General features: G+C 67.6%; 10 protein-coding genes. 8 read left to right on the forward strand and 2 right to left on the reverse strand.

Annotated elements, in window-relative coordinates; all coding sequences use genetic code 11:
• The 3 genes from Q0996_RS18930 to Q0996_RS18940 all read left to right on the forward strand — a co-directional run.
• A partial coding sequence (locus Q0996_RS18930) for a glutamate synthase-related protein (RefSeq protein ID WP_299623358.1) occupies positions 1 to 1,612 on the forward strand: 1,612 nt, incomplete at its 5' end.
• Positions 1,613 to 1,639: 27 nt separating this feature from the next.
• A complete protein-coding gene (locus Q0996_RS18935; RefSeq protein WP_299623361.1) occupies positions 1,640 to 2,131 on the forward strand; it encodes a GNAT family N-acetyltransferase in 492 nt (163 codons plus the stop codon).
• Between the two features lie 52 nt (positions 2,132 to 2,183).
• Entirely contained in the window at positions 2,184 to 2,852 is a 669-nt protein-coding gene (locus tag Q0996_RS18940; protein ID WP_299623364.1) for a glutathione S-transferase family protein, read from the forward strand.
• A 219-nt stretch (positions 2,853 to 3,071) separates the two neighbouring features.
• On the opposite strand, the gene Q0996_RS18945 is transcribed toward Q0996_RS18940, so the two are convergent.
• Positions 3,072 to 3,869, reverse strand: a complete 798-nt coding sequence (locus Q0996_RS18945; RefSeq protein ID WP_299623366.1) for a tetratricopeptide repeat protein — start codon at positions 3,867 to 3,869, stop codon at positions 3,072 to 3,074.
• Between the two features lie 77 nt (positions 3,870 to 3,946).
• Between Q0996_RS18945 and Q0996_RS18950 the strand changes: the two genes are divergently transcribed.
• Positions 3,947 to 4,846: an SDR family oxidoreductase gene (locus Q0996_RS18950; protein WP_299623369.1), complete on the forward strand. Its 900-nt coding sequence runs from the start codon at positions 3,947 to 3,949 to the stop codon at positions 4,844 to 4,846.
• A gap of 159 nt (positions 4,847 to 5,005) precedes the next feature.
• Positions 5,006 to 6,094 (forward strand): hypothetical protein, encoded by a 1,089-nt coding sequence (locus tag Q0996_RS18955; RefSeq protein ID WP_299623372.1) that lies wholly within the window; start codon positions 5,006 to 5,008, stop codon positions 6,092 to 6,094.
• On the opposite strand, the gene Q0996_RS18960 is transcribed toward Q0996_RS18955, so the two are convergent.
• Positions 6,091 to 6,900: a S9 family peptidase gene (locus Q0996_RS18960; RefSeq protein WP_299623375.1), complete on the reverse strand. Its 810-nt coding sequence runs from the start codon at positions 6,898 to 6,900 to the stop codon at positions 6,091 to 6,093. The two genes, Q0996_RS18955 and Q0996_RS18960, sit on opposite strands and share 4 nt — an antisense overlap.
• Before the next feature lie 63 nt (positions 6,901 to 6,963).
• Between Q0996_RS18960 and Q0996_RS18965 the strand changes: the two genes are divergently transcribed.
• The 3 genes from Q0996_RS18965 (at position 6,964) to infC (ending at position 10,930) form a co-directional block, all read left to right on the forward strand.
• Entirely contained in the window at positions 6,964 to 8,178 is a 1,215-nt protein-coding gene (locus tag Q0996_RS18965) for a glycosyltransferase family 4 protein (RefSeq protein ID WP_299623378.1), read from the forward strand.
• Between the two features lie 97 nt (positions 8,179 to 8,275).
• Positions 8,276 to 10,228, forward strand: a complete 1,953-nt coding sequence (gene thrS, locus Q0996_RS18970) for a threonine--tRNA ligase (protein ID WP_299623380.1) — start codon at positions 8,276 to 8,278, stop codon at positions 10,226 to 10,228.
• Positions 10,229 to 10,393: 165 nt separating this feature from the next.
• Positions 10,394 to 10,930, forward strand: a complete 537-nt coding sequence (gene infC, locus Q0996_RS18975; RefSeq protein ID WP_299623383.1) for a translation initiation factor IF-3 — start codon at positions 10,394 to 10,396, stop codon at positions 10,928 to 10,930.
• The last annotated feature ends 485 nt before the right edge of the window (positions 10,931 to 11,415 follow it).

Consider the following 11,415-nt stretch of genomic DNA (forward strand, 5'->3'; position numbering starts at 1 on the left):
GCCCGGCTTCAAGGTCACCGAGATGATCGCCAAGCTGCGCCACTCGACCCCCGGCGTCATGCTGATCTCGCCGCCGCCGCACCACGACATCTATTCCATCGAGGATCTGGCCCAGCTCATCTACGACCTGAAGCAGATCAACCCCAAGGCCAAGGTCTGCGTGAAGCTCGTCGCCCGTTCGGGCATCGGCACCATCGCCGCCGGCGTCGCCAAGGCCAAGGCGGACGTGATCCTGATCTCCGGCAACACCGGCGGCACAGGCGCCTCGCCACAGACCTCCATCAAGTTCGCCGGCGTGCCCTGGGAGATGGGGCTCAGTGAGGTCAATCAGGTGCTGACCCTGAACCGCCTGCGCCACAACGTGATCCTGCGTACCGACGGCGGCATCAAGACCGGGCGCGACGTGGTGGTCGCCGCCATGCTGGGGGCCGAGGAGTTCGGCGTCGGCACGGCTTCGCTGGTGGCCATGGGCTGCATCATGGTGCGCCAATGTCACTCCAACACCTGTCCCGTGGGCGTCTGCGTGCAGGACGAAGCGCTGCGCCAGCGCTTCACCGGCACGCCGGAGAAGGTGGTGAACCTCTTCAGCTTCATCGCCGAGGAGGTGCGCGAGATCCTCGCCCAACTTGGCGTGCGCAGCCTCAACGAGATCATCGGCCGCACCGACCTCCTGATGCAAGTTAGCCGCGGCGCCGCCCATCTCGACGACCTGGACCTCAACCCGCTGTTGGTGAAAGCCGATGCCGGCGACGACCCGACCTACTGTACGCTGGAGGGCCGCAACGAGGTGCCGGAGACCCTGGACGCGCAGATCATCGAAGACGCCGAGCCGCTGTTCAAGGACGGCGAAAAGATGCAGTTGCAGTATTCGATCCGGAATACGCACCGGGCCATCGGCACCAAGCTGTCCTCCATGATCACCCGCCAGTTCGGCATGACCGGGCTGAACCCCGGCCATGTGACGGTGCGTCTGCGCGGCTCCGCCGGGCAGTCGCTGGGTGCCTTCGCCGTGCAGGGTCTGAAGCTGGAAGTCTTCGGCGATGCCAACGACTACGTCGGCAAGGGGCTCTCCGGCGGTACCATCGTCGTGCGTCCGCTGACCTCCAGCCGGCTGGCCAGCAACCGCAACACCATCATCGGCAACACCGTGCTCTACGGTGCCACCGGCGGGAAGCTCTTCGCCGCCGGCCAGGCGGGGGAGCGCTTCTGCGTGCGCAACTCCCATGCGGTGGCGGTGGTGGAGGGCTGCGGCTCCAACGGCTGCGAATACATGACCGGCGGGGTCGCCGTGATCCTGGGCGCGGTCGGCGCCAACTTCGCTGCCGGGATGTCCGGGGGCATGGCCTTCATCTACGACGTCGACAACCTGCTGCCGGAGCGCATCAACGCCGACTCGGTGATCTACCAGCGCCTTGAAACCGACCATTGGGAGACCGAGCTGCGCGGCCTCATCGCCGAGCACTGGCGCGAGACCCAGTCCGCCTTTGCCCAGCAGTTGCTGGTGGACTGGGAGCACGAGAAGGGTCACTTCTGGCAGGTGGTGCCCAAGGAGATGATCGACCGCCTCGCCCACCCGGTGACCCGCGAGGCCGCCGCCGCGCAGCGCGCTTGATCCCGCGTGAACTCCCCGCAGCTTTGCTTGCGGCCGACCGCGCCCGGCGATCTCGACTACGTGCTGGCGCTGGAGGCGCGCCCGGACTACGGCGCCTTCATCTACCGCTGGCCCCGCGCCGAGCATCTGGCCGCGCTCGATGATCCGGACTACCGCCACCTCCTGCTCTGCGATGCCGAGGGAGTAGCGCTCGGCTTCGCCCTGCTGGCCGGGGTCACGACCAGCGCGGGCTCCGTCGAGCTGAAGCGCATCGCCCTGGACCGCCCCGGCGCCGGCATCGGCCGCGCGGTCCTGCCGCTGCTGATCGACTTCGCCCTCGAAGACCTGGGCGCGCGGCGCTTCTGGCTTGACGTCTTCGCCGACAACCAGCGCGCGCGCCGCGCTTACCGGCGGGCCGGCTTCATCGAGGAAAGCGGGGGGCCCAACACCATGCTGCGCGACGGCCAGGAGGTACCGGTCATCGTCATGGCGGTCCGCCGGGATGCGCAGAGCGCGGCGCAGCAGGTCCCTGCGCGATAACCCCTAAACGTTACTGTTCACCCCGGGGCCGAATCCCTATAGTCGCGCCGCCATGCGCCAACTCTATCACCTCGCCATCGATCCCGGCTGCCGCCTGGTGCGCGTGCTCCTCGCCGAAAAGGGCATCGACTGCGAGCTGAGGACCGAAAAGATCTGGGAGCGGCGGGAGGTTTTCCTGCGCCTCAATCCGGACGGCCAGGTGCCGGTCTTCATCGACGAGGACGGCACCGCCATCCCCGGCGCCGCGGTGATCGCCGAGTACCTGGAAGAAGCCTATCCCGAGCCCTCGCTGTTGGGCGCGACGCCGCTGGACCGCGCCGAGACCCGCCGCGTGACGGGGTGGTTCACCGAGAAGTTCCACCGCGAGGTGACGGCCAACCTGGTGGACGAGAAGATCATGAAGCGCTTCCTCGGCCTCGGCACACCCAACTCCGGGGCCATCCGCGCCGGGCTCGCCAACATCCACTACCACCTGGAATACATCGCCTGGCTCTGTGACCGCCGGCGCTGGCTGGCCGGCGACGACTTCTCCCGCGCCGACATCGCCGCTGCCTGCGAGCTTTCCGCCGTCGACTACATCGGCGACGTGCCCTGGAACCAGCACCCCGACGCCAAGGACTGGTACGCCCGCATCAAGTCCCGCCCCAGCTTCCGCGCCCTCCTCAACGACCACATCTCCGGCGCCCACCCACCCCGCCACTACGCGGATCTGGATTTCTGACCGGTCGATCGCGGTCGCACGGCATCTGCCGCCTTCCCCTCTTGTCACCCCGGCCTTGAGCCGGCGTCCATCGTTGTGTCGGTCTCGAACCTCTCCGGATAGCCCCTTGCGGTCGGGCCCATGGATCCCGGGTCAGGCCCGGGATGACAGTTGGTGTGGTCGGGTTCGGTGGAGGTTGTCCTGCGGACTGATATGCAAAAGTGCCTGAACCGGCGCCCCCTACTCCACCTTCACGTCCAGCCTGGCGAGGTTGGCCTGGGCGGCGGCGGCGGTGGGGGTGGCCGGGGCGAGATTGATGGCTTCCAGCCAGTCTTCGCGGGCGCCGGCGGCATCGCCGGCGAGGCGGCGCAGGTTGCCGCGCTCCAGATAACCCTCGGCGTTGCCGGGGTCGAGAGCGAGGGCGCGCTCGACGTCGGCCAGGGCCTCGGGCTGTCGGTCCAGGTAGCGCCAGGCGCTGGCGCGCAGCACCAGCACGTCGGCGCGCTGCGGCGCGTTGGCCTGGGCACGGGTGAGGTCGGAGAGCGCCGCCTCGAAGTTGCCGGCGGCGGCGGTTGTCATGCTGCGGTCCACCAGCAGGTCGACGTTGTTGGGCTCCCGCGCCAGGGCAACGGTCTGCACGGCATAGGCGCGGTCCAGATCCTCGGCCAGGAACCAGGCCTGCCCGGCCTGGATCAGGATGGGGATCTGCAGGAAGGCGAAGCCCTGTTCCAGGCTGGCGGCCAGAGCCTCCAGCTCCTGCCCCGCGACGGCATGGTGGCCGAGGCGCAAGAGGGCGACGGCGGCGCAGTGGCGCGCCGGATCGCCGCCGCCCAGGTCGGCCCAGGTCTGGGCCTGCTCCAGGGCCTGGTCCGGGTCGTCCTCGATCAGGTCCATACAGGCGGCGTAGCGGGCGGCCTGATCCCGGTCATCGCTCTGGGCAAGGGCGGCGCCGGCCCAGCCGATCCCGAGCAGGAGCGCGCCGACCGCCGCCGCCGCGGTGCTGACCCACTGTCCGTGCTTGGCCTTCCCTGCGCCCATCCTATGTCCTATATGCTGAAGCACCTTCGCCGCTTCCGGCGGCGCCACGTTAAGCGAGATCCCGCCAAGGGGAAACCGTGTCCGCGACCCTCGATCCTGCAAAGCCGAAACGCCTGTTCTGCTTCGGCCTCGGCTTTTCCGCCCTGGCGCTGGCGCGGCGCCTGAAGGCCGAGGGCTGGGCTGTCGCCGGCACCACCCGCTCCGAGGAGAAGGCGGCGGCCCTCGCGGCGGACGGCATCGAGACCTTCCTCTTCGACCGCGAGCGGCCGCTGGCAGATCCGGTGCGCGCGCTGGCCGGCACCACCCACCTGCTGAGTTCCATCGCCCCGGACGAGGACGGCGACCCGGTGCTCGATGGCCACGGCGCGGACCTTACCGGCCTGCCGGGCCTCGCCTGGGCCGGCTATCTCTCCACCACCGGCGTCTACGGCAGCCGCGACGGGGGCTGGGTGGACGAGGACTCCGACCTGCGCCCCAGCGCCGCGCGCAGCAAGCGCCGGGTGGCGGCTGAGGAGGCCTGGCTGAAGGCCCAGGAGGCCGAGGAACTGCCAGTGCATCTCTTCCGTCTCGCCGGCATCTACGGCCCCGGCCGCTCCATGCTGGACACCGTGCGCGCCGGCCGCGCCAAGCGGATCGACTGGCCCGGCCAGGTCTTCAGCCGCATCCATGTGGAGGACATCGCCACGGTGCTGCAGGCCTCCATGGCCCGGCCGCGGCCGGGCCGGGCCTACAACGTCTGTGACGACGACCCGGCCTCGCCGGCAGAGGTCACCGCCTATGCCTGCCGCCTGCTGGGGGTCGCGCCGCCGCCCCTGGTGCCGCTGGAAGAGGCCGGGCTCTCGCCCATGGGCCTCAGCTTCTGGCAGGACAACAAGCGCGTCTCCAACCGCCGCCTACATGAGGAACTGGGCGTGGACCTCGCCTATCCCACATACAAGGCCGGGCTGGACGCCATCCTGGCGGCGGAGCGGGCCTGACCCGCAGAGTTACCCCGAATGCGCGACGGTCTACCTCTTTGAGACAACTTCAGGGTTATCTGCGCCTGTCCTAGAATTCCTCCCGCCTGCAGGCAACGACAGGCGTTCCGCAGGGCGATCCAACCGGCCTGGAGATCTTGCTAGGGGAGGTCTTGGTCCATGTCTCTGCTCGATTCCCTTTTGGCCTTCGCGCTCACCCTCGCCGCCCTGGCGACGGTGGTGACGCTGATCATCGAGATCATCTTCCGCTTCCTGCGCCTAAAGACGATGGACCAGGTCACCTTGATGGAGAAGCTGGTCGCCGAGGCGCGCCCGGAGGATTCGACGGGAGCGGGCACCGGCGCCACGAACGAGGATGCCGTTCAGCACGTCCTGACGAATCCCTTCGTGAAACCCGGGTTCGGATGGCTAGGCGGCCTGTTTGCCACCTGGCGCAAGGCGGGCGTCTACTACAAGGAGGTCTCGCTGGAGCACACCCTGCGTCGCCTTCTCGAGTCCTTGGAAAAGAAGAACCAGGACATCGCCGATGCCGCTGAAGAGCTGCAGGCAAAGGCCGACATCTGGGCACGCAAATACGACGAATACCGCTCTGCTCTGGCGACCCGTTTCAAGGCTCGAGCGCAGATCTTGTCGCTGGCGGTCGGCGTGTTCTTGGCCTTCGCGATGAACATCAACGGCCTTCGAGTCTTCGAAGTCTACCTGCAGGATCCAGAACTTCGGGAGCGAGTGATTGAGTCGCTGGATCAAGAGTCAGCCACCACCGACGCGCCGAAGGAAGATCCCACTGCCGAGGAAGAGGCGTTGCAGAAGGAAGTTGACGAGCTGCGTGCCAAGATTGACCAGATCGATAGCCTCGATTTGCCCATCGGATGGGCCTACTTTCCTTACTGCTCCGCTCCTGAAGGTAAGGATCCGACGGATCAGCGCTGTCCGACCGAGACGGACTCAAAACTGGCACCCGGCTCATACTTTGGCTGGGTCCTGCAGGTGCTTATCACCGGTATTCTGATCGGGCTGGGGGCGCCTTTCTGGTACGACGTCGCCCGACGTCTGGCGGCGGTGCGTGCCGCTTTCGGCGGCGCCAAGACCGCGGAAGCGCGCCACCGCGGCGCGGATGCCACGGATGGTCCCGACGGCCGGGAAACGCTGATCAAGCGTATTGTGAAGGAGTTCACGGACCCAGGCCCGGCACCGCCGGCAGCGCCCGCTGACGGCAACGGCGGTGCGCCGAAGCCTGAGACCACCTAACCGGCGAGCGTCTCCGAGAGCCGCGCCACAGTGTGCTCCAGCCGCTCCAGGTCCTCGGGTTCAGAGAGGCGGTGGCCGGCGCCTTTGACCAGCGTCACCTCCACATCGCGGCTCTCCAGAACATCGCTGAGGCGTAGCGCCGTCTGCCAGGGCACGTCCGGGTCCTCCAGGCCGTGCAGCAGGCGCACCGGGCAGCGGATCGGGAGCGGGCCGCGCAGCAGCAGGTGGCCGCGTGCCTCCTCGGTCAGCCGCGCGGTGATCACGTAGGGCTCCTCGCTGTAGTCGGAGGGTTCGAGCACCTGCCCGTCGCGCAGCAGGGCCGCGCGCTCCTCCTCGCTGGCCCGTCCCCACATCAGGTCTTCGGTGAAGTCCGGCGCCGCGGCGATGCCGACCAGGCCGGCGATGCGCTCCGGCCGGGCAAGCGCCAGCAGCAGCATCATCCAGCCGCCCATGGAGGAGCCGACCAGGATTTGCGGTCCTTCTGTCAGGCGGTCCAGCACCGACAGGGCATCGTCGCGCCAGTCGCCGATGGTGCCGTCCTCGAAGCGGCCGGAAGAGGCGCCGTGGCCGCGGTAGTCGAAGCGCAGGAAGGCCTGGCCGCGGCGCCGGGCGAAGGCCTCCAGGGTCAGCGCCTTGCTGCCGGTCATGTCCGACATGAAGCCGCCGAGGAACATCAGGCCCGGCTGTTGCGGTGCCGCCTCTGCGCTGGCCTTTCCTGCCACGGTCTTGTAATAGGCAAGGACGGTCCCGTCTTCGCGCGTTAGGATCTGCGGAGATGTGTCGACCGGCGATTCGGAACTCGGCATGATGTCTTTTCGCGACCTTTCTGATCCGCAGCGCCCCCCGGCGCAGGGGCGCGGCCTGCTGCCATGAGCACGCCGGAGCCTAACATCGCGGCCCGTCCGGTCCATAGCATGCCCGCCGCCTCCGGCCCCGTGGTTCTGCAGGTGCTGCCGTCCCTGGACACCGGCGGGGCCGAGCGCGGCACCGTTGACATCGCCGGCGCTGTTCAGGCCGACGGCGGCACCGCCATCGTCGCCTCCGAAGGCGGGCCGATGGAAAACGAACTGAAGCGCATCGGCGCCCTGCACCTGAAGATGCCGCTGGCCTCCAAGAACCCGCTGGTCATGCACCGCAACGTCAGCCGGCTGGCCCGCGCCATCGAGAGCTACGGCGTCGACCTGGTCCATGCCCGCTCGCGGGCGCCGGCCTGGTCGGCGCGGGCCGCTGTGCGGCGCACCGGGCGCCACTTCATCACCACCTTTCACGCGCCCTATAACTTCTCCAACGCGCTGAAGAAGCACTACAACGCGGTGATGGCCGACGGCGAGCGGGTGATCGCCATTTCCGAGTTCATCGCCAAACACGTCCGCGAACACTACAAGGTCGACCCCAAGACGCTGCGGGTGATCCACCGCGGGGTGGACCTGGCGCGGTTCGATCCGGACAAGGTCAGCGCCGAGCGGATGATCCAGCTCTCCACCCGCTGGCGCCTGCCCGACGGCCTGCCGCTGATCCTCATGCCCGGCCGCCTGACCCGCTGGAAGGGGCAGGTGGTGCTGCTGGAGGCGCTGCGCCATCTGCGCGACCTGGACTACCGCTGCGTCCTGGTGGGCTCCGACCAGGGGCGCACCGCCTACCGGCGGGAACTGGAGGCCCTGATCACCCGCAACGGCCTGGCGGAGAAGGTCTCCCTGCTGGACGAGTGCAAGGACATGCCGGCGGCCTACATGCTCTCCGACGTGGTGGTCTCCGCCTCCACCGACCCGGAGGGTTTCGGGCGCATCGTCGGCGAGGCCCAGGCCCTGGGCCGGCCGGTGGTGGCCAGCGACCATGGCGGCGCGCGCGAGCAACTGGTGGCGGAGCGAACGGGCTTCCTGTTTCCCGTCGGCGATGCCGAGGCGCTGGCCGCCTCCCTGCGCAAGGCCCTGGAACTGAGCCCGGAGGCCCGGGCCCGGCTGCACGACGAGGCCATCGCCCGGGTGCGCCAGCATTTCTCCAAGGACCAGATGTGCGCCAAGACCATCGCCCTCTACAAAGAGGTGCTGCGCGCCGGCGCCCGCGCCCCCGGGGCGCATCCTTGACAGCAGTTGGAATCCTTCTAGAGTTGCCGCCGCTTCCCGCCCGGGCCCCTTGGTTTGCGGTCCGGCGGGCGTAGGATTTGGCCGGCAAAGCGTCTTGATGGAACTCTCCGAAGCAAAGCAGATTTCGCTCACCCTGCCCGACGGCTCCGCGCGCAGCTATCCGGGGACGGTGAGCGGCGCCGAGGTCGCCGCCAGCATCGGCCCGGGCCTCGCCAAGGCGGCGCTGGCGGTCAAGGTGGACGGGGTCGTGAAGGACCTCGCCGCCCCCATCGAGGGCGATGCCGCCATCGAGATCGTCACCGCCGGCCACGAGGACAGCCTGGAGCTGCTGCGCCACGACTGCGCCCATGTGCTCGCCGAGGCGGTGCAGGAACTTTATCCCGGCACACAGGTGACCTTCGGACCGGCCATCGAGAACGGTTTCTATTACGATTTCGCCCGCGCCGAGCCCTTCACGCCGGACGACCTGACGGTCATCGAGCAGCGCATGCACGAGATCGTCGACCGCAATGAGACCATCACCCGGGAGATCTGGGCGCGGGACGCGGCGATCCGCCACTTCGCCGGCATCGGCGAGAAGTACAAGGCCGAGCATATCGAAACGCTGCCCGACGACGTCGAGATCTCGATCTACCGCCAGGGCGACTGGCTGGACCTCTGCACCGGGCCGCACCTGCCCTCGACGAAGAAGCTGGGCCATGCCTTCAAGCTGACCAAGATCTCCGGCGCCTATTGGCGCGGCGATGCCCGCAACGAGCAGCTTCAGCGCATCTACGGCACCTGCTGGGAGACCGAAAAGCAGCTCAAAGCCTACCTCAACATGCTGGAGGAGGCGGAGAAGCGCGACCACCGGCGCCTGGGGCGGGAGATGAACCTCTTCCACCTGCAGGAAGAGGCGGCGGGCTCGGTCTTCTGGCACCCCAAGGGCTGGACCCTCTACCGCGCGGTGGAGCGTTACATGCGCCGGCGCCTGGAGGCGGCGGGCTATGTCGAGGTGAAGACGCCGCAGCTCATCGACCGCTCGCTCTGGGAGGCTTCGGGCCACTGGGAGAAGTTCCACGAGCACATGTTCATCGCCGAGTCCGAGGACCGCGCCCTGGCGGTGAAGCCGATGAACTGCCCCGGCCATGTGCAGATCTTCAAGCAGGGCATCACCAGCTACCGCGACCTGCCACTCAGGATGGCGGAGTTCGGCGCCTGTCACCGCAACGAGCCCTCCGGCGCGCTGCACGGCATGATGCGGGTGCGCGCCTTCACCCAAGACGACGCCCACATCTTCTGCACGCCGGAGCAGATCAACAGCGAGACGGTGATCTTCTGCGAGCTGCTGCAGAGCATCTACACCGATTTCGGCTTCGACGACGTGGTGGTGAAGTTCTCCGACCGGCCGGCCGTGCGCGCCGGCGACGACGCCACCTGGGACAAGGCCGAGGCTGCCTTGCTGGATGCCGTCAGGGAGGCCGGGCTGGACTACAGCCTGAACCCCGGCGAGGGCGCCTTCTACGGCCCCAAGCTGGAATTCGTGCTGCGCGATGCCATCGGGCGCGACTGGCAGTGCGGCACCTTCCAGGTGGATTTCGTGCTGCCGGAGCGGCTCGGCGCCTCCTACGTCGGCGAGGACGGCGAGAAACACCGTCCGGTCATGCTGCACCGGGCGATCCTCGGCTCCTTCGAGCGCTTTCTCGCCATCCTGATCGAGCAGTTCGCCGGCCGCTTCCCGCTCTGGCTGGCGCCGGTACAGGTTGTGGTTGCAACCATCACCTCCGATGCCAACGACTATGCCGAACGGGTGCGCGACCGGATGGCCGCCGCCGGTCTCCGCGTCGAAGCCGATCTGCGCAACGAGAAGATCAATTATAAGGTGCGCGAACACTCCCTCGCCAAGGTGCCGGTCATCGCCGTGATCGGCCGGCGCGAGGCCGAGGAGGGCAAGGTCGCCCTGCGGCGCCTCGGCAGCAAGGAACAAGAGATCCTTGCGCTTGACGATGCAGTCATTAGGATCAAGGACGAAGCAACAGGTCCGGCGACCGCTGGAAACGCGGACGCCTAGCCGTCGGATCCGATCAACACTTTATGGGGCAGCCCGGACAAGGGCGGGGATCCGATGCCGCCGGTTGCGGAGCGGGGGGAGTCGCTGCCGGCGCTTTGGGACAGGCTGTCCCTTCCCCCTCATGAGTGGTTACCCGTTTAAGGATAGAGACGAGGAGGTTAAGCGATAGCACGTCCACCTTTTGACAGCACGCCGACCCGCGACGGGCCGCGTGTCAACGAACTCATCACAACGCCGCAGGTTCGCTTGGTCGACGAGAACGGCGAGCAGGTCGGGGTCGTTCCGGTCGCCGAGGCCCTGAGCCGGGCCCAGAACGTCGGACTGGATCTTCTGGAGGTATCGCCCAACGCGGATCCGCCGGTCTGCAAGATTCTCGACTACGGGCGCTTCCGCTACGAAGCACAGAAGAAGAAGAACGAAGCCCGCAAGAAGCAAAAGACCATCGACGTCAAAGAGATCAAGATGCGGCCCAACATCGACACCCATGACTATGAGGTGAAGATGCGCTCCATCCACCGCTTCATCGACGACGGCGACAAGGTCAAGGTGACCATGCGTTTCCGTGGCCGCGAGATGGTGCACCAGGAGATCGGTAAGCAGGTCCTGGACCGGGTGCGCGAGGAGATGGAACCGACGGCCAAGGTCGAGCAGTTCCCGAAGCTCGAAGGCCGCCAGATGACGATGGTTATGGCGCCGCGTTAGCGGCGGGGGGTCATGGCACCGCGTTAGCGGCGCGGGGGTATGGCACCGCGTTAACGCCAGCGCGGGCGGGCGCGAAGCCGAGGCGACGCTAAGATCGCCTCCGCCCCGATGGCCCCGGCAGATTCCAAGTAGGATTGACAGAGATCGGACCAGCGCTTCGCAACCCGCGTTGAGGCCTGTCGACGATCACGGCTGTCCGGTTGGGCGTGCCGGTGCGGCAAACATGCGGTCATCGAGCATGTTCCTCACCCCCCTCCCGACCTCCCCCCGTCAAGGGGGGAGGAGATTTTTTTGAGCCGCGCCAATAACTTCCCCCTCCCCCTTGGATGGGGGAGGGTCGGGGTGGGGGTGACACCGGTACAGACCGGATAGATAGTTTACACAGCAGACCGGATAGATGGGTGACAGGTCTAGAAGTCGGCCAGGAGGTGGCCGATGCCCTGGAGAGAGACCTGTGTGATGGATCAACGTATAGCTTTTGTGTC

The organism is Pelagibius sp. (assembly GCF_028289705.1).
GTDB lineage: Bacteria > Pseudomonadota > Alphaproteobacteria > Kiloniellales > Kiloniellaceae > Pelagibius.

Coding starts and splice junctions, on each gene's coding strand:
- Q0996_RS18955 (WP_299623372.1), top strand. CDS start 5,006: ATGTCTCTGCTCGATTCCCTTTTGGCCTTCGCGCTCACCCTCGCCGCC.
- Q0996_RS18940 (WP_299623364.1), top strand. CDS start 2,184: ATGCGCCAACTCTATCACCTCGCCATCGATCCCGGCTGCCGCCTGGTG.
- Q0996_RS18960 (WP_299623375.1), bottom strand. CDS start 6,900: ATGCCGAGTTCCGAATCGCCGGTCGACACATCTCCGCAGATCCTAACG.
- Q0996_RS18945 (WP_299623366.1), bottom strand. CDS start 3,869: ATGGGCGCAGGGAAGGCCAAGCACGGACAGTGGGTCAGCACCGCGGCG.
- thrS (WP_299623380.1), top strand. CDS start 8,276: ATGGAACTCTCCGAAGCAAAGCAGATTTCGCTCACCCTGCCCGACGGC.
- Q0996_RS18965 (WP_299623378.1), top strand. CDS start 6,964: ATGAGCACGCCGGAGCCTAACATCGCGGCCCGTCCGGTCCATAGCATG.